The sequence below is a fragment of the Tissierella sp. genome, from assembly GCF_052089545.1.
In the GTDB taxonomy this organism is placed as follows: Bacteria; Bacillota; Clostridia; order Tissierellales; family Tissierellaceae; genus Tissierella_A.
Genome location: NZ_JBQDAA010000018.1, coordinates 1 through 21,637, shown reverse-complemented (window position 1 = coordinate 21,637; position 21,637 = coordinate 1). Strand labels below are relative to the sequence as shown.

At 29.6% G+C, this 21,637-nt stretch carries 21 protein-coding genes and 1 riboswitch; of the genes, 18 read left to right on the top strand and 3 right to left on the bottom strand.

What is annotated here, in order from left to right; translation table 11 throughout:
- From ACTHW2_RS02865 to thiE, 6 genes are all read left to right on the top strand, one after another.
- The coding region (locus tag ACTHW2_RS02865; protein WP_442262226.1) for an HD-GYP domain-containing protein at positions 1-736 on the top strand (736 nt) is incomplete at its 5' end.
- A 331-nt stretch (positions 737-1,067) separates the two neighbouring features.
- Positions 1,068-2,141, top strand: coding sequence for a mechanosensitive ion channel family protein (locus tag ACTHW2_RS02860; protein ID WP_442262225.1), 1,074 nt, complete (start codon positions 1,068-1,070; stop codon positions 2,139-2,141).
- A gap of 427 nt (positions 2,142-2,568) precedes the next feature.
- Positions 2,569-2,913: a DUF3221 domain-containing protein gene (locus ACTHW2_RS02855; protein ID WP_442262224.1), complete on the top strand. Its 345-nt coding sequence runs from the start codon at positions 2,569-2,571 to the stop codon at positions 2,911-2,913.
- Positions 2,914-3,004: 91 nt separating this feature from the next.
- A riboswitch (TPP riboswitch) is annotated at positions 3,005-3,103 on the top strand.
- A gap of 105 nt (positions 3,104-3,208) precedes the next feature.
- Complete coding sequence (thiM, locus tag ACTHW2_RS02850) at positions 3,209-4,051, top strand: hydroxyethylthiazole kinase (protein WP_442262223.1); 843 nt, start codon at positions 3,209-3,211, stop codon at positions 4,049-4,051.
- Positions 4,048-4,356 carry an MTH1187 family thiamine-binding protein gene (locus ACTHW2_RS02845; RefSeq protein WP_442262222.1) on the top strand — a complete coding sequence of 103 codons (309 nt, stop codon included), beginning with the start codon at positions 4,048-4,050 and terminating at the stop codon, positions 4,354-4,356. Before thiM ends, ACTHW2_RS02845 begins: the two co-directional genes overlap by 4 nt.
- Positions 4,349-5,050 (top strand): thiamine phosphate synthase, encoded by a 702-nt coding sequence (gene thiE / locus ACTHW2_RS02840; RefSeq protein WP_442262221.1) that lies wholly within the window; start codon positions 4,349-4,351, stop codon positions 5,048-5,050. The genes ACTHW2_RS02845 and thiE overlap by 8 nt, the downstream gene beginning before the upstream one ends.
- A gap of 185 nt (positions 5,051-5,235) precedes the next feature.
- On the opposite strand, the gene ACTHW2_RS02835 is transcribed toward thiE, so the two are convergent.
- Complete coding sequence (locus ACTHW2_RS02835; RefSeq protein WP_442262220.1) at positions 5,236-6,615, bottom strand: MATE family efflux transporter; 1,380 nt, start codon at positions 6,613-6,615, stop codon at positions 5,236-5,238.
- A 428-nt stretch (positions 6,616-7,043) separates the two neighbouring features.
- Here ACTHW2_RS02835 and ACTHW2_RS02830 point away from each other — a divergent pair, with 428 nt between their 5' ends.
- The 11 genes from ACTHW2_RS02830 (at position 7,044) to ilvA (ending at position 17,557) form a co-directional block, all read left to right on the top strand.
- On the top strand, positions 7,044-8,402 hold the full coding sequence (locus tag ACTHW2_RS02830) for a protein adenylyltransferase SelO (protein ID WP_442262219.1): 1,359 nt from the start codon (positions 7,044-7,046) through the stop codon (positions 8,400-8,402).
- Between the two features lie 381 nt (positions 8,403-8,783).
- Positions 8,784-9,038, top strand: a complete 255-nt coding sequence (locus ACTHW2_RS02825) for a TM1266 family iron-only hydrogenase system putative regulator (RefSeq protein ID WP_442262218.1) — start codon at positions 8,784-8,786, stop codon at positions 9,036-9,038.
- Between the two features lies 1 nt (position 9,039).
- Positions 9,040-10,089, top strand: coding sequence for a [FeFe] hydrogenase H-cluster radical SAM maturase HydE (gene hydE, locus ACTHW2_RS02820; RefSeq protein ID WP_442262217.1), 1,050 nt, complete (start codon positions 9,040-9,042; stop codon positions 10,087-10,089).
- Positions 10,086-11,462: a [FeFe] hydrogenase H-cluster radical SAM maturase HydG gene (gene hydG, locus ACTHW2_RS02815; protein ID WP_442262216.1), complete on the top strand. Its 1,377-nt coding sequence runs from the start codon at positions 10,086-10,088 to the stop codon at positions 11,460-11,462. The genes hydE and hydG overlap by 4 nt, the downstream gene beginning before the upstream one ends.
- 9 nt (positions 11,463-11,471) lie before the next feature.
- A complete protein-coding gene (gene hydF, locus ACTHW2_RS02810) occupies positions 11,472-12,674 on the top strand; it encodes a [FeFe] hydrogenase H-cluster maturation GTPase HydF (RefSeq protein WP_442262215.1) in 1,203 nt (400 codons plus the stop codon).
- Between the two features lie 200 nt (positions 12,675-12,874).
- Complete coding sequence (locus tag ACTHW2_RS02805; RefSeq protein ID WP_442262214.1) at positions 12,875-13,762, top strand: fructose bisphosphate aldolase; 888 nt, start codon at positions 12,875-12,877, stop codon at positions 13,760-13,762.
- A 154-nt stretch (positions 13,763-13,916) separates the two neighbouring features.
- Positions 13,917-14,324, top strand: coding sequence for a YkvA family protein (locus ACTHW2_RS02800; protein WP_442262213.1), 408 nt, complete (start codon positions 13,917-13,919; stop codon positions 14,322-14,324).
- Between the two features lie 20 nt (positions 14,325-14,344).
- On the top strand, positions 14,345-14,449 hold the full coding sequence (locus tag ACTHW2_RS02795; RefSeq protein WP_442262212.1) for a VOC family protein: 105 nt from the start codon (positions 14,345-14,347) through the stop codon (positions 14,447-14,449).
- Positions 14,450-14,625: 176 nt separating this feature from the next.
- On the top strand, positions 14,626-15,204 hold the full coding sequence (locus ACTHW2_RS02790; protein ID WP_442262211.1) for a hypothetical protein: 579 nt from the start codon (positions 14,626-14,628) through the stop codon (positions 15,202-15,204).
- A 62-nt stretch (positions 15,205-15,266) separates the two neighbouring features.
- Positions 15,267-16,130: a DUF1002 domain-containing protein gene (locus ACTHW2_RS02785; protein WP_442262210.1), complete on the top strand. Its 864-nt coding sequence runs from the start codon at positions 15,267-15,269 to the stop codon at positions 16,128-16,130.
- A 215-nt stretch (positions 16,131-16,345) separates the two neighbouring features.
- Positions 16,346-17,557: a threonine ammonia-lyase gene (gene ilvA / locus ACTHW2_RS02780; RefSeq protein WP_442262209.1), complete on the top strand. Its 1,212-nt coding sequence runs from the start codon at positions 16,346-16,348 to the stop codon at positions 17,555-17,557.
- A 47-nt stretch (positions 17,558-17,604) separates the two neighbouring features.
- Here the strand turns inward: ilvA and ACTHW2_RS02775 are convergent, their stop codons facing one another.
- Entirely contained in the window at positions 17,605-20,514 is a 2,910-nt protein-coding gene (locus ACTHW2_RS02775; RefSeq protein WP_442262208.1) for an insulinase family protein, read from the bottom strand.
- 126 nt (positions 20,515-20,640) lie between these two features.
- Positions 20,641-21,186, bottom strand: a complete 546-nt coding sequence (locus ACTHW2_RS02770; RefSeq protein ID WP_442262207.1) for a general stress protein — start codon at positions 21,184-21,186, stop codon at positions 20,641-20,643.
- Between the two features lie 144 nt (positions 21,187-21,330).
- Between ACTHW2_RS02770 and ACTHW2_RS02765 the strand changes: the two genes are divergently transcribed.
- Positions 21,331-21,637, top strand: a 307-nt coding sequence (locus ACTHW2_RS02765; protein ID WP_442262206.1) for a YhjD/YihY/BrkB family envelope integrity protein, incomplete at its 3' end; no start/stop codon positions are given.

The window sequence follows — 21,637 nt, the reverse complement described above, 5'->3', positions numbered from 1 at the left end:
CCTAGAACATTTGATAAATATCTCAATATACGATGATTATACAATGAACCACAGTTTAAATGTAATGATGCTGTCTACTGTTATAGCTAGAGATAGAGGTTTTACTATGAAGGAAATAAAGAAATTAGCTATAGGTTGTATATTTCACGATATAGGAAAAACATTTATACCAATAGAAATAATTAATAAACCTGATAAACTAACAAATGAAGAATTTAAAATTGTAAAAAGCCATGCACAAAAGGGATATGATTTTTTAAAAAGCTATACAGATCTACCGCTTACCGCTATAAATATTGCCCTATGCCACCATGAAAGAGAAGATGGCTCAGGATATCCAAGGAATTTACAAGGAAAGGAAATCCACCTATTTAGTAAAATAGCTTCAATATGTGATGTGTTTGATGCCTTAACATCAGATAGATCCTATAGAAGGGCTGTACCAGTGCATGAGGCTATGGAATATTTATTTGCAGCTGGAGGAGATGAATTTAGTGTAGAAACAATAAAAGTCTTTGCTGCATCAATAAATGTTTTTCCAAAAGATACACTAGTACGCTTGAGTGATGGAAGAGAGGGCATTATATATGAAGCTAATGATGAAATACACTCTAGACCTAAAATAAAAATTTATGGTGAAAATAAGAAAGAGGTTGATCCTTACCTAGTTGATTTAATGGATTTTAATAATCTAGTTATAGATAAGGTTTTATATGGATTTTCTTTTGATAAATAAAGATGAATTTTCATTGGTTTTATCCTCCTATTCAGAGAACCATTGAAATAAATGTCAGTTGATTCCATAATACATAGGATATTATAAAAACACTAGATAGTTACTATCTAGTGTTTTTATAATGCTAAAAAGTTCATAGAAAAATTTTCTTGTTTACTATATATTTCATTTCGGATTACTATCTTTTTACGTTATAATATATTAATAATTGTTTTTGTTTAGAATAATATATTATAATACTATAGCTATTGAAGAGAGAAGCAGGATTTTGGGTATACAAAGATAATAAGTATTAAAAAATAAATTAATTAAAGAGTGAGGGGCAAGTTAAATGGAACAATTAGTAAACTTCATAGAGGGAATCCAAAACAATGATATTGCTTTCTGGCTAATTGCAATAGCAGGGGCTATACTTATTCTTATTGGGAGTTTTGGACTACGTACTATTTTAAAAAGAAGAATTAAAGGTCAACGAACCAGATTATTTATTGATACTATCATTAATTGGATTACTTTATTTATTTTAATCGTTTATTCCTTTACTTATTTTACAAAAACATCTTTTATATATAAGACGCTTTTCGTGTTTGGCGATACCCAAATAACTATAATTCTTATTTTAACAATTTTATTTTCAGTCATATTAGCTGTTAAATTTTCAAAAGCAGTTCGTGAATTTGTATTACCTGTTGTCTATGATAAATATGGAGTAGATAGAGGCCTTCGTGCTTCAATGAATACTTTTTTTAGTTATTTTATTGTTTCGATGGCAGTGATTATTTCTCTTTCATCAATTGGTTTTAACTTAGATAGTCTAACTGTTTTCGCAAGCGTATTAGGTGTTGGAATCGGATTTGGTCTACAAAATGTGATGTCTAATTTTATTTCAGGTTTAATTATTTTATTTGAACGCCCAATTAGGGTTGGTGATCGTATTATTGTTGATGATAAGATTGCAAATGTTGAAGAAATAAAAATCCGTGCAACCATTGTACGCACACGTATAAATGAAAGGATGATTATTCCTAACTCCTTCTTTTTAGAGGAAAAGTTTGTCAATAGATCCTATTCAGATAAAAAATTGCGCATACCTGTTGAAGTTGATGTTGCATATGGTAGTGATGTAGAATTAGTCGAAAAAATATTATATGAAACTGTATATGAATTAAAAGAAGAATTGTGGCCAAATATTGTTGAAGAACCTAAGCCACGTGTGTTTTTTGAAGAATTTGGGGATTCTGGTTTAAAATTTAGTGTTTGGTTTTGGATTAATTCACAAAGCGATGAAAGAGAATTTAGAATTCCAAGTGATTTACGATTTAAAATCATCAAAAAGTTTGAAGAAAATAATATATCCATACCTTTTCCACAAAGAGATATACACATTATACCTAAAGATAAATGATTAGAAAAACAGATATGGCAATATCAATTTTATAATTTAATTTATTTAGTTTAAAATATAATAAAAATAAGTTAGTGAACATTAGTAGTAAAGTGTTAATCTGTCATTCTGAGCTTGCAAGAATCTAAGCTTGGTTCAAGAAATATTGAAAAACGGCCTTCCATGAAAGGAAAAACAGCTTTCATAAGTCACTCCTTATTTTCAATATTTCTTTGATCCTCAAGTAGCTTTGCTTAGAGAATATTGGTAAATTTAAGCGTACCTCAGAGGTTTGTCATTCTGAGCATCGCGAAGAATCTATGGTTTAGGGTCAAAACAAAGATTCTTCATCGCTATGCTCCTCAGAATGACAGCGACGCTTTCTTTATAAGAAGTGCAACTAAACAAATTCTTTACAGAAAATTTATATACAAGAAAAGGAGAAACAATGAAAAGAACTCTTACTGTGTTTATAAGTATAATAATTAGTCTTTCATTAATAGGATGTAGCAAACCTGATAGGGATGGAATCGTGTTAGAAGTAACTGAAAATCAAATATTGCTTGCAGAAGAACTTTCCCCTGAAGAGTATGAAAAAATTAAAGATAAACCTGCTTCAGAGATACAAAACGAAGATGTATTAGGAGACGCTTACTATGGATTAATCTATTTAACTTATGATAATGCAGAAAGGTTTAGTAAGGGTGATGAAGTAGAGGTGTGGATTGATGGTGATATTATGGATTCCTATCCTGCACAAGCTGAGGCGAAGAAAATTGAACATAAAAAGTAGAATTTTCTAGTGAAAGATATTTATATTTTAGTCTATATTGACATATAAGACATTGAATGATAATCTAAATATAGTTACAAAATTAAATATGAACTATTTGTGGGGGAACTCAATAGAGTTGAGAAGACTTGGTCTGACCCTTTGAACCTGTCAGTTAATACTGGTGTAGGGAAACAAGCATTATTATAAATGATGAATTTATGCGTTCCTACTTAGGGACGCATTTTTATTTATAAATAAGGGTTTTAAAACACGTAAGAGCTGCAGAAAAATATATCTTAAAAAAGGAGGAACAATGTTAGGAAAACAAAAGATAGAAGAAAGTATTATAGAAGCAGTAAAAAAGGTAAAGACAACTAATCCTATGGCAGGATCTATAACTAATGCTGTAACTATGAATTTTGTAGCCAATGCTCAACTTGCAGTAGGGGGATCAGCTGCAATGGTATACTTACCTGATGAAGGAGAATTTTTAGCGAATGCTGGAGGAGCAATGTATATAAATGTAGGAACACTCTTACCTATATATGAGGAAACGTTAGAGCGTACGGGCAAAGTTTTACATGAAAAAAATAAGTCATGGGTTTTAGATCCAGTTGCAATAGGAATAGGTTCTTTTAGAACTAAAATTTTAAAGCGATTTAAAGATTTTAAACCTACTATAATTAGAGGAAATGCTTCAGAAATTATTGCCTTAGCTGGCTTGTGGAAATTAGATGGTGGGACTAGTACTTCACAAGTTAGAGGTGTAGACTCTACAAACCTAGTAGATGATGCCAAAACTGCTGCTATTGAACTAGCTAAATGGACAGGAGGAGCTGTTGTAGCGTCAGGTGAAGAGGATCTTGTTACAGATGGGAATACAGTAGTTTATTCTAAAGGTGGATCTGATTTGATGGAAAAAATAACTGGAGCAGGCTGTTCATTAGGAGGAGTTATGGCAGTTTACTCGGCAGTAACGACTCCGTTTATTGCAGCACTTACAGGGACTCAGATTTATAACTTAGCTGGTAAGCGTGCCAAAAAAAGAGCGGAAGGTCCAGGAAGTTTTCAAGTAGCTTTTTTAGATGAACTATATAAAGCTACATCACAAGATATAGCAAATAATTATTTTGAAATCAAGGAGGATGTAAAATGAATACGTTAGTAGCAGTAGCAATAGCTCCATTTGGAGAAGGTGATGAATTAGCAGAAGAAGTAGCGGAAGTGGTAAAAGTAATAAGAGAGTCAGGCTTACCTAATAAGACAACATCTATGTTTACAGAAATAGAAGGACCTTGGGATGAAGTTATGAAAGTTGTAAAAGAAGCAACTTTTATACTTGCTAATAAAGGGATTCGTACAGAAGTAGTTTTAAAAGCAGATATAAGACCTGGCTTTCAAGATACAATTAATAAAAAAACAGAAAGCATAGATAATATTCTGGGAGGTGAAAATGATTAATAGGAAAAACTTTGATCTTTCAGCATACTTTGTTGTAGGTCCTGAAAACACTAAGGGAAGAGAAGTTCTTCCAATGATCAAAGAGGCAATAGAAGCAGGATTTACTTTTATACAGATTCGATCAAAAACAGCTTCTGCTAAAGAACTAATTAAACTAACAAAAGAAGCGTCAAGAACAATTAAGGAACTTGGAAAGTCAAAAGAAGTATCTTTAGTTGTTAATGATAGATTTGACATAATACTAGCTGCTAGAAAAGAGGGAGCAAAGGTAGACGGTATTCATATAGGACAAGATGATATACCGGTAGAAGTATGTCGAGAATATTTAGGTGAAGATAGTATAATAGGAGTATCAGCTAGGGCACATGAACTATTTCAATATATAAAAGAAGCAGATGTATCACAAATTGATTATTTTGGCGCAGGACCACTTCATGAAACACAGACTAAGGCAGATTGTGGACTTGATTTCCATGGAAATATACTTACTAGAACTTTTGAAGATATTTCTAAACTTAAAAAACTTAGTCCCCTTCCAATAGTAGTAGGTGGTGGAGTTAAGCTGGACGATATAGAAGGACTTGTAAAAACAGGAGTTGATGGTTTCTTTGTAGTTTCTGCTATATCTGAAGCTGATAACCCAAAAGAAGAAGCTACAAAATTAGTAGGAGCTTGGAAAGTTAATGCTAAGTAAAATGTATAAAAATAATGTGTGTAGGAATATAAAGATAATTGAATTTTATTCAAGCTTAAACTAAGAAATAAATTTTATATTATTTAAAATTTTAAAAAGCATCCAATACTAGGTGATGAAGACATCACCTAGTATTGGATGCTTTATTATTAAGAAGTCTTATAAAACCTTTTCTATACTTAAAATTATACTTGAACTTTAGAACACTCTGGACTTGCTTTTTCAATAGTTTCTTTTCTTTCTAAAAACATATAATATGATAAACAAATTACTAGTGTAAATATTGCAGTCCATGCTGCAGACATTCCAATGTTGAATATTGTTGGATTTGCTTGTTTACTTGCAAAGTAAGCATAGGGTATTCTAACTAAAAAGACAGCTAGAAGTCCTTGTATCATTACAAAATTTGTTCTACCTATTCCATTAAAATACCCTGTAAAGCAAAATGCAGTAGAAAGTGCTAAACATTCTATAGCAGTAGCTTTCAAAAAACTACTAGAAGCTTCTATAACTGCTGGGTCACTAGTAAAAATTCTTGATAAAATATCACCATGGAAAAATGAAAGATAAGACATTATTATTCCAAAAAGTGATGCTGTTGACATCCCTACCCACATAGTCTTTTTTGCTCTTTTTTCTTGGCCTGCCCCTATATTTTGAGCAACAAAGGCAGATATAGATGACATATAGGCCAGAGGAATAAGGAGCATAAACATTACAAGTCTTTCTGCTACCCCAACTCCTGCGGAAGCAGTTAGTCCTAAACTATTTACTATACCAATTAAAACTAGAAAGGAAACTTCATTGCACATATCTTGAAGGGCAATAGGAGAACCTAGTTTTATAATTTTTTTAATAACTACAGGTTTAAATTTTAAATTTTCTTTTGAAACAGAAAAAGACAGACCACCCTTTATCATAAGGACTATAGAAAAGATAACACTAATTGCTTGAGCTAGTATAGTTGCTATAGCCGTTCCTCTCGAGTCCATACCAAATATTTTTACAAATAATAAATCACATGCTATGTTTACAAGACATGCTATCCCTACAAATAATAAAGGGGCTCTTGAGTTTCCAAGTCCTCTAAAAATACTACTTATAACATTGTAAGCTACTATGAAAATTGTACCTATTGAACATATAGTTATGTAATTTATTGTCTTTTGAAATGCTTCTTCAGGTACATTCATAATAAGAGCTATTTTAGGGGTCATTAATAACATTATAATAGATAAAAAAACACTTAATATACCGAATATCCAAATAGTAGCACCTATTACATCAGCAGCTGCCCTATCATCTCTTTCTCCTACTTTTTGTCCTATAAGGACTGTTGTACCCATGGATAACCCCATAATTATTCCTGTTATAATTAGCATGGTTTGGCTTCCAGTAGCTACCGCAGAAACATCAGCAGGACCTGAATATTTACCAACAACCCATAAGTCTACTGCTCCATATGTTGCTTGAAGAAACATAGCAAACAATACTGGAATTGTAAATTTCATAAGAGAAGGCAATATAGGCCCTTTTAAAAAACTACTTTCTTTTTTTACAGCCATCTTAGTTCCTCCTATTTATCTATTTTTAAGTTTAATTTGCAATACTATTTATAGAATTTTTTAAAAGGCTAAAATATTTTTATATTATGAAATATTTTAGCTCTTATATATTATTTTCTTTAAAACCACTTAAATCATAATAACTATTATAGATTAACTAAAAGAGTTGTCAATACAAATATGTAAATAAGAAAGTACTAAAAAATTAATATGATAATTTCAAAATAAATACTCCAATTAATTAAAATGTTATTGTAAATAATCTATATTTATTGTATCTAATTTATTTCTTTGTTCTATAGAAATTTTTTGCTTGCTATTACCAAATATTATAATGGGTATATATTGATTAATGAATATAAATACTAGATAAAGTGAAAACTTGTATAAAGGAAAGTAAGTTTAATGAAAAGTAAGGAGTTGTTAAAATGCATAAAAACAATCTAGGATGGAAGATAGAAAATAGTTATTCAAAGCTTCCAGAGTTTTTCTATAGCAAGGTAAAGCCAAACCTTGCAAGTTCACCAAAGCTTGTTACTATAAATGAACCTTTAGTAAAATCTTTAGGATTAAATATAGAAGGATTAAAGAGTGAAGAAGGTATAAGTATATTAGCAGGAAATAAGCCATTAAAGGGTGATACATTTTTAGCTATGGCTTATGCTGGCCATCAATTTGGTCATTTTACTATGCTTGGAGATGGAAGAGCTACTTTAAGTTCTATGTTAAGAGAATATATAATAAGTGAAGGCATGTATGGACTTAATATTCCAACAAGCAGAAGTTTATCTGTTGTTACAACAGGAGATAAAATAGTTAGAGAAAATAGAGAAAAAGGGGCTATATTAACAAGAGTAGCTAAAAGTCACATAAGAGTTGGAACATTTGAGTATGCTGCAAATTTTGGCACAGAAACAGATATTAAAACACTGGCAGATTATTCTATAGATCGTCATTTCCCATATATTAAGACAAATGAAAATCCTTATTTATCTCTTTTAAAAGAAGTAATAAAGGTTCAAGCAGGGCTTATTTCTAAATGGCAATTGGTAGGATTTATTCATGGTGTTATGAACACTGATAATATGGCTATAAGCGGTGAAACAATTGACTATGGACCTTGTGCTTTTATGGACACTTATGATTCTCAAACTGTCTTTAGCTCAATAGATAGATTTGGACGTTATTCTTATAAAAATCAGCCAAGCATAGGAAAGTGGAATTTAACAAGATTTGCAGAGACACTTTTATCTCTTATAGATTCTGATATGGACAAATCAGTAAAGTTAGCAAAAGAAACTATAAATGAATTTGATGATTTATATTATAAAAACTATATTAAAGGTATGAGAAATAAGCTAGGCATTTTTAATGAAGAAGTAGAAGATAAAAAACTTATAGAAGAACTATTTCATGTCATGGAAAGACACAATGCAGACTATACTAATACCTTTATTGATTTAACATTTGATAGATTTGAAGAAAATGATATGTTTAAGAGTAAAGAATTTAAAAGTTGGAAGGATAAATGGGACGATAGGCTTAATAGGCAAGAAGAAGGGAAAGATGTATCTAGAGAATTAATGAAGAAATCTAATCCCTCTCTTATACCTAGAAATTATTTAGTAGAAGAAGCTTTGGATGCGGCTGATAAGGGAGACCTTACACATTTTAATAATTTACTAGATGCCTTATCTGACCCATATGATCATCTTAATATAGATGATAAATATACAAAAACACCAAAACCTTCATCTATACCATATGTAACATATTGTGGAACTTAAATATATGAAATAAAGAGAATTAATTTTATAAAACACCTCCCAATAAACTAATTGTTCGAAAATTAGCTTATCGGGGGGTGTTTTTATGGGAAAAAACTTAATCGCAGTGTTGAAAAAATAAAGTTTATAAAAAAATAAAAAGATTGACAAGAAAAGAAAACATTGATAAAATATTAACAAGTATTAATTCCAAATTTTCTGAGAGTATTCTTGGAATATTTGTTAAGATAATGAATCTAATAGAGAAGTTTATTCTGATCTAAAAGAGGAGAGATAATAGTTTTTTGACATGCTATTAAAGACTTCCTTTTTAGGAAGTTTTTTTATTTTTATAAAGATCAAAGTCATATAGTTTTACATAAAAACTTAGGAGGAATAGAATTGACTAAAAAAATAGCAGTTGTAGGAGCCATCTTAGAAAACCCTAAAGAATGCCAAAAATATTTTAACAGTACTGTAGCTGATTTTAAAGATATTATAAGAGGTAGAATGGGAATACCCTTTGAAGACAGTAAAGTTTCGGTTGTTTCAATAGTTGTACTTGGGACATTAGATGAAATAAACCATTTAACAGGGAAATTGGGAAATATTAAAGGAATTACAGTAAAAACATCTATTTCAAAAAAGGAAGTATAAAATGGAAAAGATATTATTAAAACTATTTAAAGAAAATAAACTATCTTCAAATGAATTATTAAAACTGCTAAATAATAAGAGACCTTCAGATGAAGCTCTCTTATATAAATATGCCAGACAAACAAAGGAAGCAGTTTATGGTAAAGATGTCTTTATGAGAGGTCTTATAGAATTTTCAAATCATTGCTCTAAAAACTGTTTGTATTGTGGTTTGAGAAGAGACAATATGATGGTATCAAGATATAGATTAAACAGTGAAGATATTATGTCTTCTTGTGAAGAAGGGTATAAAGTGGGTTATAGGACCTTTGTTCTCCAAAGTGGTGAAGATAGCTATTATGATATAGACTTGTTATCTAATATGGTAAAGGAAATAAAAGAAAGATTTAAAGGTGTTGCTGTTACATTATCAATAGGAGAAAAAAGTGAAGAAGAATATGAAAAATTATTTTCTGCAGGTGTAGATAGGTTTCTTTTACGTCATGAAACATCAAATGTAGAACTTTATGAAAAACTGCATCCCCATATGAAGTTCGAAAGTAGAAAAAGATGCTTAAAAACATTAAGGAAAGTAGGATATCAAATTGGTGCAGGTTTTATGGTTGGATTACCAGGTGAAAAAAACGAAGATTTAGTAGAAAACCTTTTGTTCTTAAAAAATATGCAGCCTCATATGGTTGGAATTGGTCCTTTTATTCCGCATCCACAAACCCCACTAGGAGGAGAAAAAGGAGGAACAGTTGAAAAGACTTTAAAGATGCTTGCTTTAACTAGACTTTTATTACCCCAGGTACTTTTACCTGCAACAACTGCAATGGAAACTCTAGATCCAAAGGGAAAAGAGAAAGCTTTACAAGCAGGTGCCAATGTTATAATGTCTAATTTATCCCCTATAAATGCTAAAGAAAATTATGAAATTTATCAAGGGAAATCATATACAAAAGAAGAAGCAAGGCAAAGTTTTGTAAATATTGAAAATCGTATAAAATCAATAGGTTTGAAAGTAGACTTATCTAGAGGTGACCACATTAATTGGAGGGATAACAAATGATAATAGAACAATCATATGTAGAAGATTTATTAGAACAATCAAAAGAAGTTACAAAAGAAGAAATTGATAAAATGCTAGAAAAGGCAAAAACTTTTGCTGGACTTAGTCACTTAGAAGTTGCAAAACTTCTACAAACAAAGGATAAGGGGCAACTTCAAAAGATATATAAGATTGCAGGAAAGATTAAAAAAAGAATTTATGGAAATCGAATTGTAGTTTTTGCACCATTATATATAAGTGATTTTTGTGTTAACAATTGTGTGTACTGTGGTTATCAAAAAAAGAATGACTTTCCTAGAAGAAAACTTACAAAAGAAGAAATACAAAAGGAAGTAAAAGTTCTTGAAAAGATGGGTCATAAACGTTTAGCTTTAGAAGCTGGTGAAGATCCTATTAATTGCGACATTGATTATGTTTTAGATGCAATTGATTCTATTTATCAAACAGAAAATGAAAATGGGAATATCAGAAGAATTAATGTAAATATTGCTGCCACTACAGTAGAAAACTATAAAAGACTAAAGGAAAAGAATATTGGAACCTATATATTATTTCAAGAAACTTATCATAAGCCAACTTACATAAAAAATCATCCAAATTCATTAAAAGGTGATTATAATTATCATCTAACAGCTTTTGATCGTGCTATGGAAGCAGGAATTGATGATGTTGGTGGAGGTGTTCTTTTCGGACTTTCAGATTATAAATTTGAGATCTTGTCTCTTATGCTTCACAATGAATATTTAGAAGAAAACTTTGGAGTAGGTTTTCATACGATTTCTGTACCAAGATTAAAAAAAGCAGAAGGAATGAATTTAGAACAATTTCCTCATTTAGTAGAAGATGATACCTTCAGAAAAATTGTAGCTATTTTACGTATTGCAGTGCCTTATACAGGAATTATTTTATCTACAAGAGAAACCGCAGCTATTAGAAAAGAAGTGATTCAATATGGAGTTTCCCAAGTAAGTGCAGGTTCTTGTACAGGAGTAGGAGGATATAAAGAAAGTGAAGAAGGAAAAGATATAAATCAATTTGAGCTAGAAGACCATAGAACTCCTTTAGATATATTGAAAGAATTATTAGAAGATGGATTTATACCTAGTTACTGTACAGCTTGCTACAGACAAGGACGTACAGGAGATCGCTTTATGAGACTTGCAAAATCAGGACAAATTCAAAATGTGTGTGCCCCTAATGCTCTTATGACTTTAATGGAATTTATTGAAGATTATGGTGATGAAGAGTTATTTCAAAAGGCAGAGAAGAAGATATATGAAGAAGCTGATAAAATAGAAAGAGAAGATATTAAAAAGTTACTTTGGGAAAACTTAGAAAAAATCAAAGCAGGACAAAGAGATTTATTTTTATAGGAGGTTTTTATGAACAAAACACCAAATGCAAACAGGTTCCATATAACTTTACTAGGAAAAAGAAATGCTGGAAAGTCTTCCTTGTTAAATGCTTTGACAAGTCAAGAAGTATCTTTGGTATCCCCGATTAGTGGAACTACTACTGATCCTGTTAATAAAGCAATAGAGTTTTCAGCCTTAGGACCTGTTTTGTTTATTGATACAGCTGGGGTTGATGATAGTGGTACCTTGGGAGATTTAAGAGTAGAAAAAACAATGAAGGTTCTACCAAAAACAGATTTTGCACTTTATGTGATAGATGGTAAAGAATATAAATCAGAAGAATACTTTAAAAAGATAAAAAAAGAACTGGAAAAGTATAAGATACCTTTTTTAATAGTTATAAGCCAAAAGGATAAATTATCACCAAGTGAAATAAAAGAAATACAAAAAATATATCCTTCATCCATATTGGTGTCTATAAAAGAAGAAAAAAGCATTATGCAATTTAAAGAAATTTTAGTTAAGAAAATAGAGAAAAACATCAAAGAAAAGCCAATTGTAGGTGATTTAATACCTTATAATGGGACAGTTGTTTTAGTTGTAGCAGTTGATTCCCAAGCACCAAAGGGTAGAATTATCTTGCCTCAAGTACAAGTTATTAGAGATTGTCTAGACCACGGAATTAAAAGCTATGTAGTAAGAGACACAGAACTAGAGTCTGCCTTAGAAGATTTAGATAAGGTTGATTTAGTGATTACAGATTCCCAAATATTTAAAAAGGTAGAAAAAAGCATATCAAATTCTATAAAATTAACATCCTTTTCCATTTTATTTGCAAGATATAAAGGAGACTTAAATATTTTTTTAGATGGTATTAGCCATATAAATTCCCTGCAGGATGGATCAAATATTTTAATTGCAGAATCCTGTACCCACAATCATTCCCATGAAGATATTGGTCGGGTAAAAATACCAAAACTATTAGATAAATATACAGGGAAAAAATTCACATACCATTTTAAAACAGGACATGACTTTCCAGAAAAATTAAAGGATTACGATTTTGTTATTCATTGTGGTTCCTGTATGCAAAATCCAAAAGAAATGGAGTCAAGAATATATAAATGTAAAGAAGCAAATGTACCTATTACAAATTATGGCATTTTACTAGCATATTTAAATAATATTTTAGATAGGACAGTAGAAGTATTTAAAAATTCTATAAAATAGATATAAAATCTTAAGAACTGTTAAAGTCTTAAGATTTTATTATTTTTTTACCCTTTATATTTGCTGTAATTATTATAGGTAAGTATACTTTTAAAAATTGGGTATATGTATATATAAGTGATAGTATTTTAAAAAAAGTAAAAAAAAAGTAAAAAAAATTTATATATTAAATGAATTGAATACTAAAAGGAGTGTATTTAATGAATAACAAGCAAGTTGAAATAATGAGAAATGGTAAAGGATTTATTGCAGCACTAGATCAAAGTGGGGGTAGCACACCTAAAGCTTTAAGAGCCTATGGTGTAACAGAAAAAAGATATGATAATGAAAGAGAGATGTTTAAACTTGTTCATGATATGAGAACTAGGATTATAACTAGTCCTTCATTTACATCTGAACATATATTGGGTGCTATTTTATTTGAAAAAACTATGGATGATAAGATTATAGGAAAGTGGACAGCAGATTATTTATGGGAAGAAAAAGGTATAGTTCCTATATTAAAAGTTGATAAAGGCTTGGCTGACTTAAAAGAAGGAGTACAACTTATGAAGCCAATGCCAGACTTAGAAGATTTATTGGACCGAGCTGTGGAAAGAAATATATTTGCTACTAAGATGCGTTCCGTTATAAAAGAAGCTAATCCAGAAGGAATTAAAAAAATAGTAGACCAACAATTTGAAGTTGGAAAGAAGATAATAAAGAAAGGCTTAGTTCCAATTTTAGAACCTGAGGTAGATATAAACAGTGAAAATAAAGAAGAGTCAGAAAAACTTATGAAAAAAGAGATATTAAAACATTTGGATAAACTTTCTAAAGATGAAACTATTATGTTAAAGCTTACTATACCAACTGAAGAAGACTTATATGCTGAACTAATAGAGCATCCACAAGTTATGCGGGTTGTAGCTCTTTCAGGTGGATATAGTAGAGAATTCGCTGTAAAAGCTTTAAAGAAGAATCCTGGACTGATTGCAAGCTTCTCAAGAGCATTTGTAGAAGGAACAAGCATAGAACAAACAGATGTAGAGTTTAATAATACTTTAAGGCAGTCAATAGAAGAAATTTATGAAGCGTCAATTGTATAAAAAATCATTATTTTAGCAAAGGCCTTTTATTAAGGGTGATATATTTATTATAAATAGTAAAAGAGGTTTTGATCTTTAGTTTGAATCAAAACCTCTTTTCAGATTAACATAAGATTTTCCATAAATGCTACTAGGATAAAATGGAGGCAAAGCTATGAAAAAACTGGATAATATAAAGCAATATAAAAGTCATTATAGCGATAAAAAACTATTTAAAAAAATATTTAAATATGCAAAAGTTGCCGGACTAAATATTATATATGTTGGGTTACTATTATTTTATACACTTGAAAACCCTAAATTACCAGCTAAATTAAAAGCTATAGTAGTAGGTTCATTAGGTTACTTTATTTCACCCATAGACTTAATACCTGATCTTCTACCCCTAGTTGGATACCAGGATGACCTAGGAGTTTTGATGGCTGCAGTGATTATGGTGTCATTTTATATAGACGAAGATTCTAAAATAAAAGCTCAAAAAAAATTAGAAGAAATATTTGGAAAATATGATAAAGATATATTAGAAGAAATTAATAAAAGGATTGATAAAAATAAAAAATAATTATCTAAGGAGAGTATCAAATGATAGGACAAGTAGTACATATTGGAATAACAGTTTCTAATATAGAAAAATCTATAAAACTTTACAGATCAAGGTTTTGGAAAGAGCAAAGCAGTATATTTTAAAGACCCAGATGGAATAGTTTTAGAATTAATAGAAAATATATAATAAAGACATATTAATATCATCTTTTTACTATAATGTAAAGTTAGGAGAAATAAATTTTATATATTGGGTAAACTATATATAGATACCAAAATTAAAATTCAAAATTTTAGTTTACTAATCAGGGGGACGAATAATGAAAAAGATTATTATGATATTTTTTTTAAGTTTAAGTATTTTTTTAACATTTGGTTGTAGTAAAGATGATAAAGAAGCTGTAAACAAAGAAGATCTTATAGACAAGGAAGAATCTATAGAGGAAGAAGAACCTGTAGATAAGAAGGAACCTGAACAGGAAGAAGAAGCAAATGTGCCTATAGATGCAGAAGAAGAAAAAGAAAAGATAGTATATAAGGATGATTTAAATGGTTTTAGTTTAGAACTTCCATCTTCATGGAGAGGAAAATATAATGTTGAAAGAGAGATTTGGATAGATGATGAAAGTAGTAGTGTAGCATTTAACTTTGAAGAAGATAGCATATCCAATAATATATTTACAATTGTAATAATGGAAGAATCCTTTGAAGAGGATGAGTGGGAGGAACTCTTTTTAATATACATAAAGGAGCAAGATGGAAAGACATTTTCATATTTAAATATAATGGAACCTACTGAAGAATTATTAAAAGAAGAAAATAAAGGTAAGCTTGAAAAGGTAACTGAAATGGTAGAATCAGTTCCAGAGATAATTGAAAGTTTCAATATCGAAAAATAAATATCATTAATATGAAATTTATGATAAAATAGTATTAATCAAAAAGTTAGGAGAGATAAGAAATGAAAAGGAGTAAAATTCTAAGAGCTGTAAGTTTAGTATTATCGTTAATGTTTATATTTACTAGTTTTGCATATGCAGATAGCGATAAAGTTGTTACGCTTGCTAAAGACTTAGACAGTGATCAGAGAGAGCAAATTTTAGAACTTTTTAAGGTAGACGAAGACAATGTAAAAATAATAGAGGTAAACAATCAAGAAGAAAGAGAATATTTAGAAGGTGTAGCTAGCGAAGCACAACTTGGTAAAATAACTATGAGTTCAGCTTATGTTGAAATTTTAGGAGAAGGCTCTGGAATAGATGTTGAAACTTATAACATTTCTTGGGTTACTAAAGAGATGTATGCAAATGCACTTGCAACAGCTGGAGTTAAAAACGCTAAGGTAATAGCAGCGGCACCTTTTTCAGTTTCAGGTACAGGAGCTCTTACAGGTATATTAAAAGCATTTGAACAAGCAACAGGACAAGAGATAAGTGAAGAACAAAAAAAGGTCGCTAACGAAGAAGTTGTAAGAGTTGGAGAACTTGGAGAAGAAGTAGGACAAGATAAAGCTTCTGAACTTATAAAGGAAGTAAAAGAAAAAATAGTAGAAAAGGATATAAAAGATCCTGAAGAAATAAAAAAGATTATTATAGAAATATCTGGAAACTTGGACATAACATTAAACGATGAACAAATACAAAAAATTGGAAATCTTATGGAAAAGATATCAAAACTTGAATTAGATACTGACAACATAAAAAATCAGCTTAAAGATATAGGTAAGAAGCTAGATGATACATTAAAAAATAATGAAGAAGTAAAATCTATACTTCAAAGAATATTAGATTCGATAAAAAGTTTCTTTAATTCTATATTCAACTAATAAAAATAAAACTGGAATATTAATATTTCAGTTTTATTTTATCTTTTAAATGTAAACAATGGTATTTTTTATTATTACGAAACCTTGTGATAACAATTGCAATTAAAAGTTAAATGTAATAAAATATTTTGTATAAGATATTAAAAATATTAAACTTTTCTTATTGTTGTTTAATATATTTTAATTTTAATTTTTAAAAATTAGGAGATGGAAAAATGCTTAAATTAGAAGATTTTAATGAAGCAAGAAAAAAATTAGAAGGTGTAATCACTCGTAGAGGACTTATTCATAGTGAGGTGCTTTCTGAAGAATCTGGTAATGATATTTATTTAAAACCAGAAAACCTACAAAAAACAAGATCATTTAAAGTTAGAGGATCTTATAATAAAATTTCTAAACTTAATGAAGAAGAAAAAACAAAAGGTGTTATAGCATCATCAGCAGGAAATCATGCACAAGGAGTAGCCTTAGCTGCTACACAGCTTGGTATTAAGTCTACAATTGTAATGCCTAGACTTACTCCTTTTATAAAAGTTGAAGCAACAAAGGGTTATGGAGCAGAAGTAGTACTACATGGTGAAGTTTATGACGATGCATATAAAAAAGCAGTAGAACTTCAAAAAGAACATGGTTATACTTTTATCCATCCTTTCAATGATGAAGATGTAATTGCAGGACAGGGTACTATAGCATTAGAAGTATTAGAAGAACTACCTGACGCAGATATTATCTTAGTTCCAATTGGTGGCGGAGGACTTATTTCAGGAATAGCAACTGCTGCTAAACTTATAAATCCAAACATCAAGGTAATAGGTGTTGAGCCAAAAGGAGCTGCAAGTGCTACTGCAGCTATGGAAGCTGGAAAAGTTGTAGAAATAGCTGAATCCAATACAATAGCAGATGGAACAGCTGTTAAAACAATTGGGGATATAAACTATGAGTATATTAAAAAATATGTAGATGAAATAATAAAGGTTTCTGACTATGAGCTTATGGAGACTTTTCTACTTATGGTAGAAAAACATAAACTAGTTGCAGAAAACTCCGGACTTTTATCAGTAGCAGCAGCTAAAAAGATAAAGGAAAAAGGGAAAAAAATAGTTTCTGTTATAAGTGGAGGAAATATAGACGTACTAGCTATTTCTTCAATGTTAAATAAAGGACTTACACAGAGAGGAAGAATATTTAGTTTTGCATTAAATCTTCCAGATAAACCAGGTCAAATAGAAACTATTGCAGGTATACTTGCAAATGCAAATGCAAATATAAAGAAAATAGACCACAATCAATTTGTAAATCTTGATAAATTTAATGATTTAGAACTTAGAGTGACTGTTGAGACAAATGGTGAAGACCATATTAATAAAATAACAGAAGCTTTAGCTGAATCAGGATATAAAGTAAGAAGATTATACAATACTCATTAAACCATAAAAAAAGAGCATTTTATGCTCTTTTTTTATGGTTATTTATATTATTTTTTAAGTTGTACTAAATTTAAAAATACATCTTTATTTTCTTTGATCTTATTTTCATTTCCGAATACGCACAGATAATTTTGTTTCATTATTTCCTCTAGTAGGCTTTCATAATCTTTAAGTTCTTTTTGTGTGGTAGATAAAACTTCATCCATTTGCTTTTTAAAGTCTTCATATTCCGCATTAGTTATATATCTATTAAGACCTATCTGACCCCTTTGAGAAGGAGTTAATGGTGGATCTAATTTATTCATAGTTCCTATTATATAATTTGTTAAATCTTCTTTACTAATTTTAAGATCTTTTAAATATTTACTAGTATTATCATATACTTCAAGTGTTTCTGTAAGATTTGGATCTCTATATGAGAAGGTAGACACATTACCCTTTGTACCAAATGTTATACCAGCACCATATGCACCACCTTTAGCACGTATCCAGTTATGAAGATAGTCACGACTTAATATAGTTGAAAGAACAGCCATGTTACCACTATATTCATATCCAAGTTCTTTTAAATTATATCCTTTTGCGACATATTGTACATTTGCAGAAGATAGAATTCCTTCATTTAACTTTTCAACCTTTAAACCTATATCTTTTAATTCGTATTTTTCTTCATTTAATACATCTTTTACAAGATGTAAATTGTCATTTACTAATTCTAAATCTTCTTTTTCACCTGTAACACTTACTATTAAATTGTCTTTATTAAAGACTAAACTATATACTCTTTTTAAGTTTTCTAATATTTCATCTGATTTTTCATCAAAATTATTAGCTAAGTCTTCAATAAACCATAGAAAATCTAGACCTGATAATAACTCTTTATATTTCCCGGATGTTGAAAAATAAGAAGTTACTCTATTTTTAACTATAGCATGACCAGTATCATATACACTCATTTCTATTCTTGATTTTAATTGATTTATTATTTCTTTTATTCTTTTCTTATCCTCTATAACTGTATTAGTTAGAAGTTCCTTTATAAGCTTGAATAATTCAGTAGTTTTATTTCTTATCACTTTACTACTTACCATTAATTTAGGATATATATTATCATTTTTCCTATCAGATAAAACAGTAGCACCAAAATTTATACCGCCTGTGTTTACATATATTTCATTTGATAGATCACCATAGTTGTAATTTTTTGTATCTATATTACCGATTAATTGAGATAATAGGCTTATATAAGGGATTAAATCTTTCTCTATGTGTCTTAAATCAAAAGCCAAGTTCGTATAGATAATGCCGCTTGAAAATAAATCATGGTGAAGCACTGTGATATCATCCTTATAAACCTCTTGTTCTATATTTAATGGCTCGCTATTTACATCTTCTAAAGAGAGTTTTGGAATTGTATTTTTGTCTTCTATAGTATCTTCAGAAAGTTGAAATCTTTCTAATGCACGGTTTTTTTCTATTAAAATATTCAATTCATCTTTAGAAAGAGAAGCTTTATATGCTGCTAATTGTTCTTGCAGAACCTTATCTTTTTCCTCAGCCAGTCCCTTTTGAGGTTTTAAAACTACTAGAGAATTGTGATTGCTTTTTAATAGATGATCTCTCATATAGTTTTCATAGTAATCAGAATCTAAGGATTCTCTTAAAAACTTAAGTGTTTTTTCATACTCTAGATGTGCTAATGGTTCACCATCATATAACCAACTATCTAATATAGTAAGACCATATTGTATACCCACTGTAGCACTTCCGCCAGATTCCCTTAAATAATATTCTAGCTTATTTATAGTAGCTTCTACTAGTTTTTTATCGATTCCATTTTCTACGAGATTTTCTAAAGTATCAAAGATAATCTTTTTAAATTCATCCTTTTGATCTTCGCTTGCATTTTTAGCAGCTATAGAAAAAACAGGCTGGATACCTCCAGATGAAAAACCTAATATATCTTCACCTATTCCTGCATCTATTAAAGCTTTTTTAACAGGAGATGCAGGAGAATTTATAAGAACATCGTTTAGTAAATCTATCATAAGATTATCTTTTTGATCAGTAGCTTTTCCAAGTACAAAGTTTAAAGATAAATAGTCTTTATTCTTATCACTTTCGTCCTGTGAAATAGGATAGTATTCTACCAATTCATCTTTTACAGGAGTTTGAATATGGATTTTGCTATCCACATCTCTTTTATCAAATTTATTTAAATATTCTTTGTCGATATATTCTAAATCTTTTAATACATCTCCATCACCATATAGATAGATATAACTGTTTGATGGGTGGTAGTATTTACTATGAAACTTTAAAAAGTTTTCATGACTTAATTGTGGTATAACATAAGGGTCTCCTCCTGAAGAAAATCTATATGTTGTATCAGGAAAAAGTGATTGAGATATTCTTTCACTTAAAAGAGATTCGGGAGTAGAGTAAGCACCACGCATTTCATTGTATACAACTCCTTTATATACAATAGGATCCTCTTTATCCATTATTTCATGGTGCCAACCTTCTTGCATAAAGATTTCTTCCATTTCATATATACGAGGATTGAATACCGCATCCAAATAAACATCCATTAAATTTTTAAAGTCTTTATCATTTCTACTTGCTACTGGATAAACTGTTTTATCAGGATATGTCATAGCATTTAAAAATGTTTGAAGAGAGCCTTTTATCATGTCCATGAATGGTTCTTTTGTCCTGTATTTTTTTGAGCCGGATAGTACAGAGTGTTCTATTATATGTGGTACACCAGTACTGTCTTCAGGAGGAGTTCTAAAACCTATTGTAAAGACTTTGTTTTTATCATTATTTGACAGATAAATAAGTCGTGCTCCTGTTTCCTGATGAGAAAAAAGTCTAGATGTAGAGTTTACTTCTTTGACTTCTTTTTCTTCTAAAAGTTTAAATCCATTATATATTTTATCAATTTCAAAATTCAATTTATTACCTCCAATGTAATTTTATTACTAAGCATATATTATTATATACTATTTAATCAAACACACCAATATAGATGCCTTTTTCCAATGTAAATATTAGAAAAAGGCATCTATATTTTACATAAACTATCTATTTTTAATCTCATCTTTTTCAATATCAGTAGCTATGATATTTCCTACAACATTTTTTTCTTTTCTTGCTTCAAACCCTAAGTTATCTTCTATGCTATCACCTTCATTATCAGAATCCAATATATTATCTTCAGATAGTGTGGAATCAGATTGAGACTTTTTTAAATCTTTCTTTGGAACCATTAGCCCATCCTTAGTTAATTCAAATTTACTTTCATAATCCTCATTTACCATAAGGAGTATTTTTCCATTGTGAACTTCTTCGTAACAAGTGTCTCTATACTTATCATCTAAATCCATTCGGTTAAAAGCATCTATTATAGAATCATTTCCTTTTAAAAAGTTTTTAAACTTATCATATAATGAATCATCATCTTTTTTTATCATTATATTAGTTGAACCTTTAAGCATTTTTATTTCTTCACTTTCACTTACTATTATATACATATCATCCTCTTTATAGCCTTCAGCTTTTAATTCTTCTATTCTTTTTAAGACTTGGAGTTCATTTTCAAACAATTCAACTTTATTTTCAGACATATTTAAATCCCCCTTCTATTTGATAGTTACTATAAATATACCCTTATAAAGTTAAAATTAAGCAATCTAAAGAGGTAAAGCTGAATAAAAAAATTAATATGGGGGTATAAATTTTATAATCTAATAATTTTAGGAGGTACTTTTATGGATAAGATTCTCAATAAACTTCGTGAGAAATATGATGGAAAAAAATGGTTTGTATTCTTAGAACAACTAATGTATAGATTTGATGATGATGGAGTTACAGCAATAGGTGCACAATTAGCATATTATTTAATACTAGCTATATTTCCCTTTATTATATTCTTTTTAAGTATATTGCAATTTACACCTCTGGCAGATGCAAATATACTTCAACAACTTTTATCACCTTTACCAGGAGATTCTAAGGAGTTATTTTATGATCTTATAAACAATATAATAAAGGGTGGAAGTGTAGGACTCTTATCAT